Genomic DNA, 17424 nt, shown 5'->3' on the forward strand with positions numbered 1-17424 from the left:
GGGCATAATCTTTTGCCTTGCCGCGGCGATTAATGGCACATTAAGAGCAGCCCGTCGGCGTTAAAATCCCGTAAGAAGACAGTCTGTTGAGGATAGATATGAAAAAACTGGTGTTGTCACTTTCTCTGGCTCTGGCCTTTTCCAGCGCCACTGCGGCGTTCGCAGCAATTCCGCAAAAAGTTCGTATTGGTACTGACCCGACTTATGCCCCCTTTGAATCGAAGAATGCGCAGGGTGAACTGGTAGGATTTGATATCGATTTGGCGAAAGAACTGTGCAAACGTATCAAAACAGAGTGTACCTTCGTTGAAAACCCACTGGATGCGCTGATCCCTTCGTTGAAAGCGAAAAAAATCGACGCCATTATGTCGTCTCTCTCCATCACCGAAAAACGCCAGCAGGAGATTGCCTTCACCGACAAGCTTTATGCAGCGGATTCCCGTCTGGTGGTGGCAAATTCTTCTGATATCCAGCCAACCCTGGAATCGCTGAAAGGTAAGCGCGTGGGCGTGCTGCAGGGCACTACCCAGGAGACTTTCGGTAACGAACACTGGGCACCGAAAGGGATTGAAATCGTCTCTTATCAGGGCCAGGAAAATATTTATGCTGACCTGACCGCGGGCCGTATCGATGCCGCCTTCCAGGACGAAGTCGCTGCCAGCGAAGGCTTCCTGAAGCAGCCGGTAGGGAAAGATTACAAGTTCGGCGGTCCGTCTATTAAGGACGAGAAACTCTTCGGCGTGGGCACCGGTATGGGGCTGCGTAAAGAGGACAACGAACTGCGCGAAGCGCTGAACAAAGCCTTTGCCGAGATGCGTGCGGACGGTACTTACGAAAAACTGGCGAAGAAATACTTCGACTTTGATGTCTACGGTGGCTAAACCCCCCACTCAATAACGTGCGGCCCCTCCTGTTACGGGAGGGGAAAAGACACGGCGTCACCACTCACGACACGACAGGGCAGGCGGTATGCTGTACGGATTTTCTGGCGTAATTTTACAAGGCGCACTCGTCACCCTTGAACTGGCTCTCAGTTCGGTGGTGCTGGCGGTGTTAATAGGCCTGGTGGGCGCGGGCGCGAAGCTTTCGACCAATCGGGCACTGGTTCTGCTGTTTGAAGGCTATACCACCCTGATCCGTGGTGTGCCTGACCTGGTGCTGATGCTGCTGATTTTCTACGGTCTGCAAATCGCTCTCAACGGCATTACGGATGCCATCGGTATGGCGCAGATTGATATCGATCCTATGGTGGCCGGTATCATTACCCTGGGCTTTATCTACGGGGCCTACTTTACTGAAACCTTCCGCGGAGCCTATCTCGCAGTGCCGAAAGGGCATATCGAAGCGGCCACTGCATTCGGTTTTACCTCCTCTCAAACCTTCCGCCGTATTATGTTTCCGGCCATGATGCGCTTTGCGCTGCCGGGCATCGGCAACAACTGGCAGGTTATCCTCAAGGCAACGGCGCTGGTCTCGTTACTGGGGCTGGAAGATGTGGTGAAAGCCACGCAGCTCGCGGGCAAAAGCACCTGGGAACCGTTCTACTTCGCCATCGTGTGCGGGCTGATTTATCTGGTGTTTACCACCGTTTCCAATGGTGTGCTGCTGCTGCTCGAGCGTCGCTACTCCGTGGGTGTGAAGAGGGCTGACCTGTGATCGAGATTATTCAGGAATACTGGAAATCACTGCTGTGGACCGACGGATACCGCTTTACCGGTGTGGCGATCACCCTCTGGCTGCTGATTGCGTCTGTGGTGATGGGTGGCATTCTGGCGATATTCCTTGCCATTGGCCGCGTGTCGAATAACAAATACATTCGCTTCCCTATCTGGCTGTTTACCTACATTTTCCGCGGTACGCCGCTCTATGTGCAGCTGCTGGTCTTCTACTCCGGGATGTATACCCTGGAGATCGTGAAGGGCACAGAGATGCTGAACGCGTTCTTCCGTAGCGGGCTGAATTGTACCGTGCTGGCATTGACGCTGAATACCTGTGCCTACACCACCGAAATCTTCGCCGGGGCGATTCGTTCCGTTCCCTATGGCGAGATTGAGGCGGCGCGGGCCTACGGTTTTTCCTCTGTGAAGCTCTACCGCTGCATTATTCTGCCGTCGGCGCTGCGCATTGCGCTGCCTGCCTACAGCAACGAAGTGATTTTAATGCTGCACTCAACCGCGCTGGCGTTTACCGCCACCGTACCGGATCTGCTGAAGATTGCCCGTGACATTAACTCGGCAACCTATCAGCCGTTTACTGCCTTCGGGATCGCGGCTGTGCTCTATTTAATCATTTCTTACGTCCTGATTAGCCTGTTCCGCAAAGCGGAAAAACGCTGGTTGCAGCACATAAAACCTTCTTCGACGCACTGAGAATTAAGATGGCTGAGAACAAATTAAACGTTATCGATTTGCACAAACGCTACGGCGAACATGAAGTGCTGAAAGGGGTGTCGCTGCAGGCAAATGCGGGCGATGTGATCAGTATTATCGGCTCATCAGGGTCGGGTAAAAGTACCTTCCTGCGCTGCATCAACTTCCTCGAAAAACCGAGTGCCGGCAAGATTGTGGTCAGCGGCGAGAACATTAATCTGGTGCAGGACAAAGATGGTCAGCTGAAGGTGGCGGATAAACACCAGCTGCGGATGTTGCGTACCCGCCTGACAATGGTGTTCCAGCACTTCAACCTCTGGAGCCATATGACGGTGCTGGAGAACGTGATGGAAGCGCCGGTGCAGGTGCTGGGCTTAAGCAAGCAGGAAGCCCGCGCCCGTGCGGAAAAATACCTGGCGAAGGTGGGCATCGACGCGCGTCAGCAGATTAAATACCCGGTGCATCTGTCCGGTGGTCAGCAGCAGCGTGTCTCTATCGCCCGTGCGCTGGCGATGGAGCCGGAAGTGCTGCTGTTCGACGAACCGACCTCAGCGCTCGATCCTGAACTGGTGGGTGAAGTGCTGCGTATTATGCAGCAGCTGGCCGAAGAGGGAAAAACGATGGTGGTGGTAACTCACGAGATGGGCTTCGCCCGTAACGTCTCCAACCACGTGATTTTCCTGCATCAGGGCATAATCGAAGAGCAGGGGCACCCGGATGAAGTGCTGGCGAATCCGAAGAGCCCACGTCTGCAGCAGTTCCTGAAAGGATCCTTGAAGTAGATGAGATGTTCGCCCCCTTCCTTTGGAAGAGGGCATCAGGCCGCACGACTGCTGTAAACGCCCGGTGGCGCTACGCTTACCGGGCCTACGGTTTTGGTTGGTCGGGCAAACACAGTCCCGTCCGGCACTCAGGCCACACCACTCTCCAGCCGGTACACCCAGTCGTCGTAGCGCACACCGTTAATCTCATACGCCTTTTCGAGTATCTGGGTGCGCACAAAACCTGCTTTTTCTAATACCCGGACCGAACCGCCGTTGTCCGCCAGCACATACGCATTAACCGCCTTTACCCCCACCCGAATAAACGCATATTCACAGACGGCGCGCAGCGCCTCGCTGGCAATCCCCCGACCCTGCGCGGCGGGGATCACCGTGTAACCGATATCGGCTTCTTCAGGATACGTATTGCTAATTTGCAGCCCAATATCCCCCAGCGGGGTGTCATCATCGTGAGTGCGAATAACAAAGGTATGCGGAGCAGTCAGGCGGATGGCAAACAGGCGTCGGGTCTCTTTTTCCGGCGCGATAGCGGCCATATAACGCATGATCTCGGGCGATTCGCGTAGCGTACGGAAAAAGGGCCAGTCAGATGGCTCAAAGGGGGAAAGTGTTAGCCTGGAAGTGGTGATCGTTGCCATTGTTACGCCTGAACCTGAGATCGGGCATAACAATGTAGCACAGCCGATCGGGCAGATTTAACCTACCACATCTCCCAGGGCCTCTTCTAAATCGTACCACCTGAAGGCAAACCCGGCGGCCTCAAGGCGCTTCGGCAGCGCGCGCTGACCGCCCAGCACCAGCACTGAGGATTCTCCCATCAGCATGCGGACAGCGGTAGCCGGTGCGCGAATGACAGCAGGGCGATGCACTGCATGCCCCAGAGCATGGGCGAACTGCTCGTTACGAACCGGGTAGGGGGAGACCATATTGAACGGGCCGCGCAGATCGTTATCCAGCAGCCAGAGAATGCCGTTTACCATATCGTCGATATGGATCCACGCCAGATACTGACGGCCAGTGCCGATCGGCCCGCCCAGTCCCAGCTTAAATACCGGCAGCATCTTCGCCAGAATCCCGCCTTTCGGCGCCAGCACCACGCCAGTGCGTAGTAGGCAGACGCGAGTATGATCGCTTTGTGCCCCGCAGGCGATCTGCTCCCAGCGGGCACACAGTTTATGGGTAAATTCGTTGTGCGGCGGCTCCTCTTCAGTGACCACCACTTCGCCTAAATCGCCGTAATACCCTGTTGCTGAACCGGAGATAAATACCGACGGCGGGTTGTCGCTGGCCTTGAACATATCCACCAGCCGCTGGGTAATGTTCCAGCGGCTGTTGCACAGCCGCTGCTTCTGATCTTCAGTCCAGCGTTTGTCGGCGATGGGTTCCCCCGCCAGATTGATGACGGCGTCAAACCCATTAAGATCCTGATGCTCGGTTAGCCCTTTCCAGATAGTGATGCCGGAGCCGAGTGCCTGACGCGCTTTCTCGGGACTGCGCGTCACCACCGTTATCTCATGGCCCAGCGTCTGTAAGCGGGGGATGAGATGCCGGCCAATCAGGCCAGTACCGCCGGTTACCAGGATCTTCATACAACCTCCAGGGTTGCGCCTAGCGTTGCCAGCTTAACGTCATTGAGACGGAGTCGGCATAGCGCAGCGCGTGAAGTTTATCGATTTCTACTTCAGCATAGGTGACCCAGTGATGTTCGCGTGCGATATCCAGCACATCCTGAGTTAATTTTTCCAGCAAAGAGAATCGGTTACTCTCGACGTGCTGAATAATGCTTTTAGTGACGGTGCGATAGTTAAGTGCGTCATTGATATCTTCACTGTCCCGGGCTTTATCGGCCGGGTAGTGGATCACCACATTAACCACGATATCCTGACGGTTAGCGCGCTCCTCCTCTTTGATACCGATATAGGTGCGCAGGCGTAAATTTTTAATACGAATAATCGCGTCGTTCTGGGACATTGCAGGCTTCCTCCGTGTCATTATCGGCACCATAATACATGAGGAAAGCGTTTATATCTGCTGTGCTTTTTGCATGGCGCGTTCGGTTGCCGGTCGGGTACGGATGCGCTCAAACCAGTTATTCACCGCTGGCCACGACGCCAGGTCTACGCGATGGCTTTCTCGGGTATTGACCCACGGCCAGCAGGCGATATCTGCGATGCTGTAATGATCGCCTCCCAGCCACGGTGATTTTTCCAGACGTTTATTCAGAACGTTATAGAGCCGTTGCGTCTCCATCTGGAAACGTTCGATAGCGTAGGGGATCGGCTGCGGCGCAACGTGGTTAAAGTGGGCGTTCTGACCGACCATCGGCCCCAGCCCGCCCACCTGCCAGAAGAGCCACTGCAGGGTGACGTGGCGTTCCCGTAATTCACCGCTCAGCAATTTACCGGTTTTTTCCGCCAGATAGAGCAGGATCTCACCGGACTCAAACAGGCTCAGCGGTGCACCGCCATCGTCAGGATCATGATCGACGATGGCCGGAATTTTATTGTTAGGCGAAATGGCAAGAAATTCAGGGCGGAACTGCTCACCTTTGCTGATATCAACCGGCAGGATGCGGTAATCCAGCTGGGCCTCCTCCATAAAAAGCGTGATTTTATGCCCGTTGGGGGTCGGGGCGTAGTAAAGGTCAATCATCGCAACTCCTGTCATAACGATTATCGCGGCATAGGATCGAGTATAGGCGGTGATGATAAATCGTGAGTTTTCATCAAGTGACAGCCGGAGCAGGAGGTTATATTTTGGATATCAACCATCACCCGAAGCGTTACGAGGACCTTATGAGCCAACCTGCAATTACCTTGTGGTCAGATGCCGATTATTACTCCCCTTATGTCATGAGCGTGTATGTCGCGCTGGCCGAGAAAGGTTTGCCCTTTACCCTGAAAACCGTTGACCTCAGCCGGGGTGAAAACCGCCAGCCGCATTGGCGGGGCTATGCCCTGACCCGTCGCGTGCCGGTGCTGGAGAATGACGGCTTTGAATTGAGCGAATCTTCTGCCATAACTGAATATCTGGAGGAGCATTTTGCACCGCCGGAGTGGGAGCGGATCTACCCCCTGGACCTGCAAAAACGCGCCCGTGCACGACAAATCCAGGCGTGGCTGCGCAGCGATCTGATGCCGATCCGCGAGGAACGCTCTACCGACGTGGTATTTGGTGGAGTGAAAAAACCGGCCCTGAGTGAAACCGCACAGCGGGCAGCCAACCAGCTTTATGATATCGCCGCTTCCCTGCTTGCCCACGGCCAGCAAAACCTGTTCGGCGAGTGGTGTATCGCAGATGCGGATTTGGCTCTGATGCTCAACCGTCTGGTGCTCAATGGTGATGACGTGCCGCAGCAGCTGGTGGATTACGCTAACTTCCAGTGGCAGCGGGCTTCCGTACAGCGCTACGTGGCGTTGTCGGCGAAGCGGGCGGGCTGATATTCCGGTATGATGGGGCAGCTTTTCGACATAAGGAAACTCTGATGAAGTTGATGTTTGCCTCGGACATCCACGGCTCGCTGCCGGCGACCGAACGGGTGCTTTCGCTGTTCAACCAGAGCGGGGCGCAATGGCTGGTGATCCTCGGGGATGTGCTGAACCATGGCCCACGCAATCCGCTGCCCGAAGGCTATGCGCCTGCTGAGGTCGCTGGGCGGCTCAACGCTTACGCGTCGCGGATTATCGCCGTTCGCGGCAACTGCGACAGCGAAGTTGACCAGATGCTGCTGAACTTTCCCATTACCGCGCCCTGGCAGCAAATCCTGCTGGAGAATAGCCGCCTGTTTGTTACCCACGGTCATCTTTTTGGCCCGGATAATCTGCCCACGCTGAATGCTGGCGATGTGCTGGTTTACGGCCATACTCATATTCCGGTCGCCGGGAAACAGGGCGACCTTATACATTTCAATCCTGGCTCGGTCAGCCTGCCCAAAGGCGGCTTTCCCCCCAGCTACGGCATGCTGGAAGGAAACCATTTGTGCGTTATGACGCTGAATGACGGCCAGGTTATTGCGCAGTCAGAGATTAATCCGTAATTTACTCCTCAACAGTAAAACGCGCCGCGAGAGCGCTTTAAAGAGAAGGTTTCCGATGGTGGAGCACAGTCATTTGGCAAGTACGGAATGGGTGGATATTGTCAACGAAGACAATGAGGTAATTGCACAGGCGAGCCGCGAGCAGATGCGGGCGCAGCGTCTGCGTCATCGCGCGACCTATATCGTGGTGCATGATGGGATGGGCAATATTCTGGTTCAGCGCCGTACCGAAACGAAAGACTTCATGCCCGGGATGCTTGATGCTACCGCCGGTGGTGTGGTGCAGGCCGATGAACAGTTACTCGATTCTGCCCGCCGCGAAGCGGAAGAGGAGCTGGGGATTGCTGGCGTACCGTTCGCCGAACATGGGCAGTTCTATTTCGAAGATGACCACTGTCGCGTCTGGGGAGGCCTTTTCAGCTGCGTCTCCCACGGCCCGTTTGCGCTGCAGGAAGAAGAGGTGAGTGAAGTCTGCTGGATGACCCCGGCTGAAATCACCGCCCGTTGTGATGACTTCACACCCGATTCGCTGAAAGCGCTGGCCCTGTGGATGAGCCGCAACGCCAGCAACGAGCCGGTTAAGCACGAAGAAGCGTAATCGCGACCATAAAAAAAGGCGACCATCAGGTCGCCTTTTTGCGTTTAGATACTGCTTACTGCTGGGAAGACTGGATCGCGGTCAGGGCGATGGTGTAGACGATATCGTCTACCAGCGCGCCACGAGACAGGTCGTTCACCGGCTTGCGCATACCCTGCAGCATCGGCCCGATGGAGATCAGGTCGGCTGAACGCTGTACCGCTTTATAGGTGGTGTTACCGGTGTTCAGATCCGGGAAGATGAACACGGTAGCACGACCCGCAACTGGCGAGTTAGGCGCTTTGGATTTCGCTACGTCAGCCATAACCGCGGCGTCATACTGCAGCGGGCCATCGATAACCAGATCCGGGCGTTTTTCCTGTGCAATACGGGTCGCTTCACGCACTTTCTCAACGTCGCTACCTGCACCAGAAGTACCGGTGGAGTAGGAGAGCATTGCAACGCGCGGTTCGATACCGAAGGCAATCGCGGAGTCCGCAGACTGGATGGCGATCTCGGCCAGCTGTTCAGCGGTCGGATCCGGGTTGATCGCGCAGTCACCGTACACGTATACCTGTTCCGGCAGCAGCATGAAGAACACAGAAGAGACCAGCGAGCTGCCTGGGGCTGTTTTGATCAGCTGCAGCGGTGGACGGATGGTGTTCGCAGTCGTGTGAACAGCACCGGAAACCAGACCGTCAACTTCGTCCTGCTCCAGCATCAGCGTACCGAGCACCACGTTGTCTTCCAGCTGTTCGCGGGCAACGGCTTCAGTCATGCCCTTGCTCTTACGCAGCTCGACCAGACGGGCAACGTAGCTTTCGCGCACCACTTCCGGGTCAACGATTTCAATACCAGAACCCAGCTCTACGCCCTGAGAAGCGGCAACACGGGTGATCTCATCCGGGTTACCCAGCAGCACACAGGTCGCGATACCGCGCTCGGCACAGATGGCAGCAGCTTTAACGGTACGCGGTTCGTCGCCTTCTGGCAGAACAACACGTTTGCCCGCTTTACGCGCCAGCTCGGTGAGCTGATAACGGAAGGCTGGTGGAGAGAGGCGACGGCTGCGCTCGGAGGTAGCAGTCAGGGATTCAATCCAGTCAGCATTGATGCAACCGGCAACGTATTCCTGCACTTTCTCGATGCGCTGATGGTCATCAACCGGCACTTCCAGGTTGAAGCTCTGCAGGCTCAGAGAGGTCTGCCAGGTGTTGGTGTTAACCATGAAGACCGGCAGGCCGGTAGCAAAGGCGCGTTCGCACAGCTTGCTGACGCGTGGGTCCATTTCATAGGCACCGGTCAGCAGGATCGCACCGATTTCCACGCCGTTCATCGCCGCGAGGCAGGCTGCAACCAGCACGTCAGGACGGTCTGCGGAGGTCACCAGCAGAGAACCTGCACGGAAGTGCTCCAGCATGTGCGGAATGCTACGCGCACAGAAGGTCACGGACTTCACGCGACGGGTGTTGATATCGCCTTCGTTGACGATGGTCGCATTCAGGTGGCGCGCCATGTCGATCGCACGGGTCGCGATCAGGTCGAAGCTCCAGGTCACCGCGCCCAGCACTGGCAGAGAACTGTATTCCTGCAGCTTAGCGGGATCAATTTTCACGATCTGCGCTTTGGACGAGTCGTCGAAAATTTCAGACAGGTCAGGGCGGGTACGGCCTTGCTCATCCACCGGGGCGTTCAGTTTGTTCACGATCACGCCGGTGATGTTGCTGTTTTTCGCGCCGCCGAAGCTGCTGCGGGTCAGCTCAATACGCTCTTTCAGCTGTTCCGGGGTATCAGTTCCCTGGGACATTACGAACACGATTTCTGCGTTCAGCGTTTTGGCAATTTCGAAGTTCAGGGACTGGGCAAACTGATGCTTGCGCGTCGGAACCAGGCCTTCAACCAGCACGACTTCCGCATCCTGTGCGTTAGCGTGATAGTTAGCGATGATCTCTTCCATCAGCACGTCTTTCTGGTTGCTGGAAAGCAGAGACTCAACGTGGCTCATCTTCAGCGGTTCAGCGGCAGGCAGATTAGAGTTCGCACGAACGATAGTGGTGGTCTGGTCTGGCGCATCGCCACCAGCACGTGGTTGAGCGATAGGCTTGAACACGCTCAGGCGAACGCCTTTACGTTCCATCGCACGGATCACACCGAGGCTGACGCTGGTCAAGCCTACGCTGGTTCCGGTCGGGATCAGCATAATAGTACGGGACACGATTTATCCTCTTTCGTTACCGCCGAAAACGGGCGGGCTACAAAACAGCACCGCCAGCATTGCTGGCGGTGTGGAATCAGGCAGTCAGACGGCTCGCGTCTTGCGCGATGACCAGCTCTTCATTGGTTGGGATAACCATTGCCAGAGTGGTGCCTTCTTTGTTGATGAAGCCAGACTTACCAAAGCGCGCAGCCAGGTTACGGTCATGGTCAACTTCAAAGCCCAGCACGCCCAGTTTGCCCAGGGACAGCTCGCGCACCATTGCCGCGTTCTCACCGATACCACCGGTGAAGACCACGCCGTCCAGACGACCGTCCATCAGCGCAGTGTAAGAACCGATGTATTTCGCCAGACGGTGGCAGTAAACGTCCATTGCACGTTTAGCGTCTTCTTTCTCTGCGTAGTTGTCTTCAACGTAACGGCAGTCGCTGGTGACTTCGGTCAGACCCAGCAGGCCAGACTCTTTGGTCAGCATTTTGTTGATATCTTCAACGCTCATGCCCAGGGTATCGTGCAGGTGGAAGATGATCGCCGGGTCGATATCACCGGAGCGAGTACCCATCACCAGACCTTCCAGCGGGGTCAGACCCATAGAGGTATCAACGCATTTGCCGTTACGGATAGCAGAAACGGAACCGCCATTGCCCAGGTGGCAAGTGATGATGTTCACTTCTTCTACCGGCTTGTTCAGCATTTTCGCGGCTTCTTGCGTCACGTAGAAGTGGCTGGTGCCGTGCGCGCCATAGCGGCGAACGCCGTGCTCTTTATACAGTTTGTACGGCAGGGCGTAGAGGTAAGACTCTTCCGGCATGGTCTGGTGGAACGCGGTATCAAACACGGCCACGTTTTTGTCTTTCAGATGCGGGAAGGCTTTCAGCGCTTCAGTGATACCGATCAGGTGAGCCGGGTTATGCAGCGGTGCAAAAGAAGCGGAGTCTTTAATGCCCTGAATAACAGAGTCATCGATGATCACAGACTTGGTGTACTTCTCGCCACCATGAACGATACGGTGACCGATAGCGGTCAGCTGAGCGGACAGTTCTGGTTTTTGTGCCAGAATAGTGTTAACGATAAAGTTCAGCGCTTCGCTGTGAGCGGCGCCTGCACCTAAAGCCGCTTCCTGTTTGCTGCCGTCCATTTTCCACTTAAGACGTGCTTCAGGAAGATGGAAACATTCGGCCAAACCAGAAAGGTACTCTTCACCGTTGATCGCATCGATGATAGCGAATTTAAGTGAGGAGCTACCGCAGTTCAGAACCAGTACTAACTTACTCGACATGGAAGTACCTATTATTGATACGTGGCTAAAAAAACGTCAGTGAGTCAAGGATCGTAGCGCAAGATATCGCTGACATTTATGATTAACATCATGCCCGAAGTACATTTTGGCATGACGAAAAGAATACATATGATTTTATGCCATTTTGCGCATTTTTCCGGCAATGGCATAATGTGCGATAATTTGACGAGTGAACATTCCTCGTCTAAGGCCTTTGCAGGCCGGCACAGGATACCCGATACTGGGTAGCCCTGACAAAAGTTTTTGAACGTTGTCATGACCAGTTGTGGTTTTGCACGAATATTTTAATTTTTATATGTGAAGTTGAGGTAAGCCATGTCGACACCTGTGAACCCTTCCGTGAGCTTTTTTAGCCTGTTTCGCCGGGGACAGCATTACTCTAAGACGTGGCCACTGGAAAAGCGCCTCGCGCCCGTCTTTATTGAAAACCGGGTGATTCGCGCCACCCGTCACGCTATCCGGCTGATGCCGCCCATCGCGGTCTTCACCCTGTGCTGGCAGATTGCGCTGGGTGGGCAACTTGGCCCAGCGGTGGCCACCGCCCTGTTTGCCCTGAGCCTGCCGATGCAGGGATTGTGGTGGTTGGGCAAGCGTTCGGTCACCCCGTTGCCACCGTCGGTGCTGTCCTGGTTCTATGAGGTCCGCGGTAAGTTGCAGGATGCCGGTCAGGCGCTGGCGCCGGTCGAGGGTAAACCCGACTATCAGGCGCTGGCAGATACCCTGAAGCGGGCATTTAAGCAACTTGATAAAACATTCCTCGATGACTTGTGATTGATCATCGAAACGATGAATAAAAGAAGGCACAGTAACCCAACGTTACCGTGTCTTTTTTTTTACGCTGCCATGTGCAACAGGAGTCGAAGATGGAAATGACCCACGCTCAACGTCTGATTTTGTCTAATCAGTACAAAATGATGACGATGCTTGATCCCGACAACGCAGAGCGCTATCGCCGCTTGCAGACTATCGTCGAACGTGGTTTCGGTTTACAGATGCGCGAGCTGGATCGCGAGTTTGGCGAACTTAAGGAAGAGACCTGTCGTACCGTTATCGACATCATGGAGATGTACCACGCCCTGCATGTTTCATGGACCAACCTGAAGGATGCACAGACCATTGACGAGCGTCGTGTTACCTTCCTGGGCTATGATGCGGCCACTGAATCCCGTTACCTGAGCTATGTTCGCTTTATGGTCAATGTGGAAGGGCGCTATACCCATTTCGATGCCGGTACTCATGGCTTTAATGCCCAGACCCCAATGTGGGACAAATACCAACGTATGCTCAGCGTGTGGCACGCCTGCCCGCGTCAGTACCATCTGAGCAGCAATGAGATTCAACAAATTATTAACGCCTGACGGAGGTTGATGTGCAGTGTAAAGGTTTTCTGTTTGATCTGGACGGTACGCTGGTAGATTCGTTACCGGTGGTGGAGCGCTCCTGGTGTCGCTGGGCCGACAGGCATGGCATTGACCATCAGGCGGTGCTGAATTTTATCCATGGCAAACAGGCCATAACCTCTTTACGGCACTTTCTCCAGGGAAGAAGCGAAGCAGATATCCAGGCGGAGTTTACCTGGCTTGAGCAGGTTGAGGCCACCGATACTGACGGCATCACCGCCTTGCCGGGGGCGCTTGAGTTGCTCCAGCATCTGAATGAAGCGGGGATCCCGTGGGCTATCGTCACTTCCGGCTCTGTTCCTGTGGCTCATGCGCGCCATAAAGCGGCAGGATTGCCAGTACCGGAGGTGTTTATCACCGCCGAGCAGGTGACGCGCGGCAAGCCGGAACCCGATGCCTTTTTACTCGGCGCGAAGCGACTGGGGCTGGCACCGGAAGAGTGCGTGGTGGTGGAAGATGCTGCCGCTGGTGTGCTGGCGGGCCTAAACGCAGGCTGTCACGTCATCGCTGTGAAGGTTCCCGCCGATTCGCCACGTCTGGACGAAGCGGACCTGGTACTTACCACGCTGGAGGCCGTAGACGTCAACCGCACTGCCGACGGGAATGTAACAGTCTCCCGAAAAATGTAATCCCATGATATAGCCCCACATTGTTGGGGCTTTTTTATGGCACTATCGGCCTCACTCTCTTCTGACAAGGATCTGTTTTGAACGGTGAACTTATTTGGGTCTTAAGCCTGCTCCTTATCGCGATTATTCTTTTTGCGACGGGCAAAGTCCGTATGGATGCCGTGGCTCTGCTGGTGATCGTGGCCTTTGTCCTCAGCGGCACCTTAACCCTCCCGGAAGCCTTTTCAGGCTTTAGCGATCCCAACGTTATTTTGATTGCCGCCCTGTTTATCATCGGTGATGGCCTGGTACGTACCGGCGTGGCTACCAGCATGGGCTCCTGGCTGGTGAGCGTGGCGGGCAACAGCGAAACCAAAATGCTGATCTTTTTGATGCTGACCGTCGCCGGTCTTGGCGCGTTTATGAGTTCCACCGGGGTCGTGGCCATCTTTATTCCGGTGGTGCTGAGCGTCTCTATGCGCATGCAGGTTTCGCCATCGCGCCTGATGATGCCCCTCAGCTTCGCCGGGCTTATCAGCGGCATGATGACGCTGGTGGCCACGCCGCCGAACCTGGTGGTCAACAGCGAACTGCTGCGTGAAGGGCTGGAGGGCTTCAGCTTCTTTAGCGTGACGCCGCTGGGGCTGGTGATCCTCGTGCTGGGCATTATCTATATGCTGCTTACCCGTTTTGCCCTCAAGAGCGACAAGCAGGATAAACCCCGCGAGGGCTGGAAACACCGCACCTTCCGCGATCTGATTAAAGAGTATCGCCTGACGGGACGCGCCCGCCGTCTGGCGATCCGCCCCGGCTCGCCGCTGATTGGTCAGCGCCTGGATGATTTGAAACTCCGTGAACGTTACGGTGCTAACGTCATCGGGGTAGAGCGCTGGCGTCGTTTTCGCCGTGTCATTGTGAACGTTAATGGTGTATCGGAGTTTCGCGCCCGGGACGTGTTGCTGATTGATATGTCTTCGGCAGACATCGATCTGCGCGAGTTTTGTAGCGAGCAGTTACTGGAGCCGATGGTGCTGCGCGGGGAGTATTTCTCCGATCAGGCGCTGGACGTGGGGATGGCGGAGGTATCGCTGATCCCCGAGTCGGAGCTGCTCGGCAAAACCGTCCGCGAAATAGGTTTCCGCACCCGTTATGGTCTGAACGTGGTGGGGTTAAAACGCGATGGCGTGGCGATGGACGGCTCGGTGGTGGATGAACCTCTTGAATTGGGGGATATCTTCCTTGTAGTGGGCAACTGGAAGCTGATCACCCAACTGGGCCAGAGAGGCCGGGACTTTGTGGTGATGAACTTACCCGTTGAGGTGAGCGATGCGTCTCCCGCCCACAGCCAGGCGCCGCATGCCATTTTCTGTCTGGTGCTGATGGTCGCGCTGATGTTGACCGACGAAATCCCGAACCCGATCGCGGCCATTATTGCCTGTCTGCTGATGGGGAAATTCCGCTGCATCGACGCTGAAAGCGCTTACAAAGCGATCCACTGGCCGAGCATCATTCTGATTGTCGGCATGATGCCTTTCGCGTTGGCACTGCAAAAAACCGGCGGCGTCGATTTGGTGGTGAAGGGATTGATGGAACTGGGGGGCGGTTATGGCCCTTACATGATGTTGATGTGCCTGTTTATCATGTGCGCCACCATCGGGTTGTTTATCTCCAACACCGCGACTGCGGTATTGATGGCACCTATAGCGTTGGCAATGGCGAAATCGATGGGGGTATCGCCTTATCCGTTCGCGATGATGGTGGCGATGGCCGCCTCAGCCGCCTTTATGACCCCGGTCTCTTCACCGGTTAATACGCTGGTGCTGGGGCCAGGCAAATACACCTTTAATGACTTCGTGAAACTCGGCGTACCCTTTACCGTCCTGGTGATGGTGGTGTGCGTCGTGATGATCCCGATGCTGTTTCCGTTCTGACAATTCGCCGGGTAAGGCTGCGCCTTACCCGGCAAAACACTATAAAGGTGAATCCTGGCTGATCTCATCCAGGGACAACTGGAAGCTCGGGACGAAGACCTCCATAAAGTAGTCCATCTCCTCGCTGCGACGCGCCTCGAGGGTCTTTTCCAGCCGGGTTTTTGCCAGTAAAAACTCGTGATTCCCGGCAGACAGCTCTTCCAGACATTTCAGGTAGGCGCAGAGCGCGTCAGCCTGCTTCACAATCGACCGCTCCTCTTCGCTATAGCTCTGCTCATCAACCAGCGGTTCAAAGATATCCCGCAGCTCATCCGGCACCATATCGACCAGTTTCTGCTGGGCGATTTTCTCAATCGCTTTGTACTCCTGGGCGATTTGCGAATTAAAGTACTTCACCGGGGTCGGCAGATCGCCCGTCAGCACCTCGGAGGCATCATGGTACATCGCCAGCAGGGCGATACGTTCGGCATTCACCTGACCATTGAACTTGCGGTTCTTGATGGCCGCCAGCGCGTGGGCAACCATAGCGACCTGCAGGCTGTGTTCGGAGACGTTTTCGGTGCGCACATTACGCATCAGCGGCCAGCGGTTGATCAGTTTCAGGCGGGAAAGATGGGCGAAAAAATGACTCTGACTCATAAGTTACCTTTGGTCTTGCACAGCGACAGATTTCATTGTGAGGGGAGGGGCGGTGAGATGCAAATCGGGCTGCCAGTGGCAGCCCGAGGGTTATGTTTACTGATGGTATCCGCCGAGGAAACGCCCGAAGCGGCTGATGGCCATCTCCAGCTCATCCTCCCGCGGTAGCGTAACGATACGCACATGATCCGGCCACGGCCAGTTAAACGCCGTCCCCTGAACCAGCAACACTTTCTCCTGCAACAGGAAGTCGAGCACCATCTTTTGGTCGTCAAAGATATTAAAGCGTTTGATGTCAATTTTCGGGAACATATAGAGCGCGCCGTTTGGCTTCACGCAGGAGACGCCCGGAATATCGTTAATCAGCTCCCATGCGCGTTGACGCTGCTCATACAAACGCCCGCCAGGCACGATAAATTCACTGATACTCTGATAGCCCCCCAGTGCCGTCTGGATAGCGTGCTGTGCCGGTACGTTGGCGCACAGGCGCATGGAGGCCAGCATTTCCAGACCTTCGATATAGCCTTTGGCGTGTTTTTTCGGCCCGTTCAGCACCATCCAGCCCTGACGGAAACCGGCGACGCGGTAGGTTTTCGACAGGCCGTTAAAGGTGACGGTCAACAGATCTGGTGCCAGCGCGGCAATAGAATGGTGCTGCGCCGCGTCGTAGAGAATTTTGTCGTAGATCTCGTCTGCGAAGATGATCAGGTTATGCTGGCGGGCCAGCTCAACAATCTCCAGCAGCAACTCTTTAGAGTAAACGGCACCGGTCGGGTTGTTCGGGTTAATGATGACGATCCCGCGGGTGCGCGGCGTAATTTTGGCGCGAATATCATCCAGATCCGGGAACCAGTCAGCGGACTCATCACACAGGTAGTGCACAGCTTTACCGCTGGAGAGCGATACCGCCGCCGTCCAGAGCGGGTAATCCGGAGCCGGAACAAGCATTTCGTCACCGCTGTTCAGCAGGGCCTGCATCGCCTGGACGATCAGTTCCGAAACACCGTTACCGATATAGATATCTTCTACGGTCACATCGCGCATGCCCTGCGCCTGATAGTGCTGCATGATGGCTTTACGCGCTGAGTAGAGACCTTTGGAGTCGCTGTAGCCTTGCGCTGTCGGCAGGTTGCGGATCACATCAACCAGAATTTCATCCGGTGCATCAAAACCAAATGGCGCCGGGTTGCCTATATTGAGCTTAAGTACTTTATTACCTTCTTCTTCGAGACGTTTTGCCTCTTTAAGAACCGGGCCACGAATGTCGTAACAAACGTTATCTAACTTGCTGGATTTTTCGATGGGTGACATGAATCTTTAACCTTTTCGCTGTGATTGCGACTTCCTGCCGTGGAAGCCAGCACGAAACAATGTACTCCTCGCTTGGCCAATTTTGAAGCGTCGGCAGAAGAAGATTTTGTTCATCTCTCAAAAGCGATATCGACATTTTTAACTGTTTTTGAAGCAATGATGTATTTTATAATCCACATTTTTCTTGTTATTTGGTTATTTATTTTGGTTGTTGCATATTAAAATGGATTTTACGCTGCAAAAAAGACGATTATTG

The 17424-nt window shown here is 55.1% G+C and carries 19 protein-coding genes; 11 read left to right on the plus strand and 8 right to left on the minus strand.

From position 1 onward, the window contains the following. The first annotated feature begins 98 nt into the window (after nucleotides 1–98). From hisJ to hisP, 4 genes are all read left to right on the plus strand, one after another. Complete coding sequence (gene hisJ, locus C3F35_RS18860; RefSeq protein ID WP_059307466.1) at nucleotides 99–881, plus strand: histidine ABC transporter substrate-binding protein HisJ; 783 nt, start codon at nucleotides 99–101, stop codon at nucleotides 879–881. An 88-nt stretch (nucleotides 882–969) separates the two neighbouring features. Further along, nucleotides 970–1656: a histidine ABC transporter permease HisQ gene (locus tag C3F35_RS18865; protein ID WP_032612829.1), complete on the plus strand. Its 687-nt coding sequence runs from the start codon at nucleotides 970–972 to the stop codon at nucleotides 1654–1656. Further along, nucleotides 1653–2369 carry an ABC transporter permease gene (locus tag C3F35_RS18870; RefSeq protein ID WP_032612827.1) on the plus strand — a complete coding sequence of 239 codons (717 nt, stop codon included), beginning with the start codon at nucleotides 1653–1655 and terminating at the stop codon, nucleotides 2367–2369. The genes C3F35_RS18865 and C3F35_RS18870 overlap by 4 nt, the downstream gene beginning before the upstream one ends. Nucleotides 2370–2377: 8 nt before the next feature. Continuing rightward, complete coding sequence (gene hisP, locus C3F35_RS18875; protein WP_032612825.1) at nucleotides 2378–3151, plus strand: histidine ABC transporter ATP-binding protein HisP; 774 nt, start codon at nucleotides 2378–2380, stop codon at nucleotides 3149–3151. Nucleotides 3152–3279: 128 nt separating this feature from the next. Here the strand turns inward: hisP and C3F35_RS18880 are convergent, their stop codons facing one another. Genes C3F35_RS18880 through yfcG form a run of 4 tightly spaced genes read right to left on the minus strand, consistent with a single transcriptional unit; the run spans nucleotide 3280 to nucleotide 5803 of the window. Continuing rightward, on the minus strand, nucleotides 3280–3789 hold the full coding sequence (locus C3F35_RS18880; protein ID WP_103792211.1) for a GNAT family N-acetyltransferase: 510 nt from the start codon (nucleotides 3787–3789) through the stop codon (nucleotides 3280–3282). A gap of 57 nt (nucleotides 3790–3846) precedes the next feature. Then, complete coding sequence (locus tag C3F35_RS18885; protein WP_059307469.1) at nucleotides 3847–4740, minus strand: TIGR01777 family oxidoreductase; 894 nt, start codon at nucleotides 4738–4740, stop codon at nucleotides 3847–3849. Between the two features lie 19 nt (nucleotides 4741–4759). Next, nucleotides 4760–5122 (minus strand): dihydroneopterin triphosphate 2'-epimerase, encoded by a 363-nt coding sequence (folX, locus tag C3F35_RS18890; protein ID WP_032612819.1) that lies wholly within the window; start codon nucleotides 5120–5122, stop codon nucleotides 4760–4762. A 51-nt stretch (nucleotides 5123–5173) separates the two neighbouring features. Next, entirely contained in the window at nucleotides 5174–5803 is a 630-nt protein-coding gene (yfcG, locus tag C3F35_RS18895) for a GSH-dependent disulfide bond oxidoreductase (RefSeq protein WP_103792210.1), read from the minus strand. A 143-nt stretch (nucleotides 5804–5946) separates the two neighbouring features. Between yfcG and yfcF the strand changes: the two genes are divergently transcribed. From yfcF to yfcD, 3 genes are read left to right on the plus strand one after another with little or no spacing between them, the layout of a single operon-like run. After that, the gene (yfcF, locus tag C3F35_RS18900) at nucleotides 5947–6591 is read left to right on the plus strand and encodes a glutathione transferase (protein WP_077227443.1); all 645 of its coding nucleotides are present in this window, start codon (nucleotides 5947–5949) and stop codon (nucleotides 6589–6591) included. Between the two features lie 44 nt (nucleotides 6592–6635). Further along, nucleotides 6636–7187 (plus strand): phosphodiesterase, encoded by a 552-nt coding sequence (gene yfcE, locus C3F35_RS18905; RefSeq protein ID WP_032612814.1) that lies wholly within the window; start codon nucleotides 6636–6638, stop codon nucleotides 7185–7187. A 55-nt stretch (nucleotides 7188–7242) separates the two neighbouring features. After that, nucleotides 7243–7785, plus strand: a complete 543-nt coding sequence (yfcD, locus tag C3F35_RS18910) for an NUDIX hydrolase YfcD (protein WP_032612811.1) — start codon at nucleotides 7243–7245, stop codon at nucleotides 7783–7785. Nucleotides 7786–7840: 55 nt separating this feature from the next. Here the strand turns inward: yfcD and pta are convergent, their stop codons facing one another. Further along, nucleotides 7841–9979: a phosphate acetyltransferase gene (gene pta, locus C3F35_RS18915; protein WP_032612808.1), complete on the minus strand. Its 2139-nt coding sequence runs from the start codon at nucleotides 9977–9979 to the stop codon at nucleotides 7841–7843. A gap of 76 nt (nucleotides 9980–10055) precedes the next feature. Beyond that, entirely contained in the window at nucleotides 10056–11258 is a 1203-nt protein-coding gene (gene ackA, locus C3F35_RS18920) for an acetate kinase (protein ID WP_032612806.1), read from the minus strand. A 336-nt stretch (nucleotides 11259–11594) separates the two neighbouring features. Between ackA and yfbV the strand changes: the two genes are divergently transcribed. The 4 genes from yfbV (at nucleotide 11595) to C3F35_RS18940 (ending at nucleotide 15218) form a co-directional block, all read left to right on the plus strand. Beyond that, nucleotides 11595–12050 carry a terminus macrodomain insulation protein YfbV gene (gene yfbV, locus C3F35_RS18925; RefSeq protein ID WP_032612804.1) on the plus strand — a complete coding sequence of 152 codons (456 nt, stop codon included), beginning with the start codon at nucleotides 11595–11597 and terminating at the stop codon, nucleotides 12048–12050. A gap of 92 nt (nucleotides 12051–12142) precedes the next feature. After that, on the plus strand, nucleotides 12143–12637 hold the full coding sequence (locus tag C3F35_RS18930; protein WP_032612801.1) for a YfbU family protein: 495 nt from the start codon (nucleotides 12143–12145) through the stop codon (nucleotides 12635–12637). A gap of 11 nt (nucleotides 12638–12648) precedes the next feature. Continuing rightward, on the plus strand, nucleotides 12649–13308 hold the full coding sequence (locus C3F35_RS18935) for a sugar phosphatase (protein ID WP_103792209.1): 660 nt from the start codon (nucleotides 12649–12651) through the stop codon (nucleotides 13306–13308). Between the two features lie 77 nt (nucleotides 13309–13385). After that, nucleotides 13386–15218, plus strand: a complete 1833-nt coding sequence (locus tag C3F35_RS18940) for an SLC13 family permease (protein ID WP_103792208.1) — start codon at nucleotides 13386–13388, stop codon at nucleotides 15216–15218. 39 nt (nucleotides 15219–15257) lie between these two features. On the opposite strand, the gene yfbR is transcribed toward C3F35_RS18940, so the two are convergent. After that, nucleotides 15258–15857 (minus strand): 5'-deoxynucleotidase, encoded by a 600-nt coding sequence (gene yfbR / locus C3F35_RS18945; RefSeq protein WP_032612795.1) that lies wholly within the window; start codon nucleotides 15855–15857, stop codon nucleotides 15258–15260. A gap of 96 nt (nucleotides 15858–15953) precedes the next feature. After that, nucleotides 15954–17168 carry a pyridoxal phosphate-dependent aminotransferase gene (locus C3F35_RS18950; protein ID WP_032612793.1) on the minus strand — a complete coding sequence of 405 codons (1215 nt, stop codon included), beginning with the start codon at nucleotides 17166–17168 and terminating at the stop codon, nucleotides 15954–15956. Nucleotides 17169–17424 lie beyond the last annotated feature (256 nt).

Origin of the sequence: Leclercia sp. LSNIH3, assembly GCF_002935105.1 — a bacterium.
Lineage (GTDB): Bacteria > Pseudomonadota > Gammaproteobacteria > Enterobacterales > Enterobacteriaceae > Enterobacter > Enterobacter adecarboxylatus.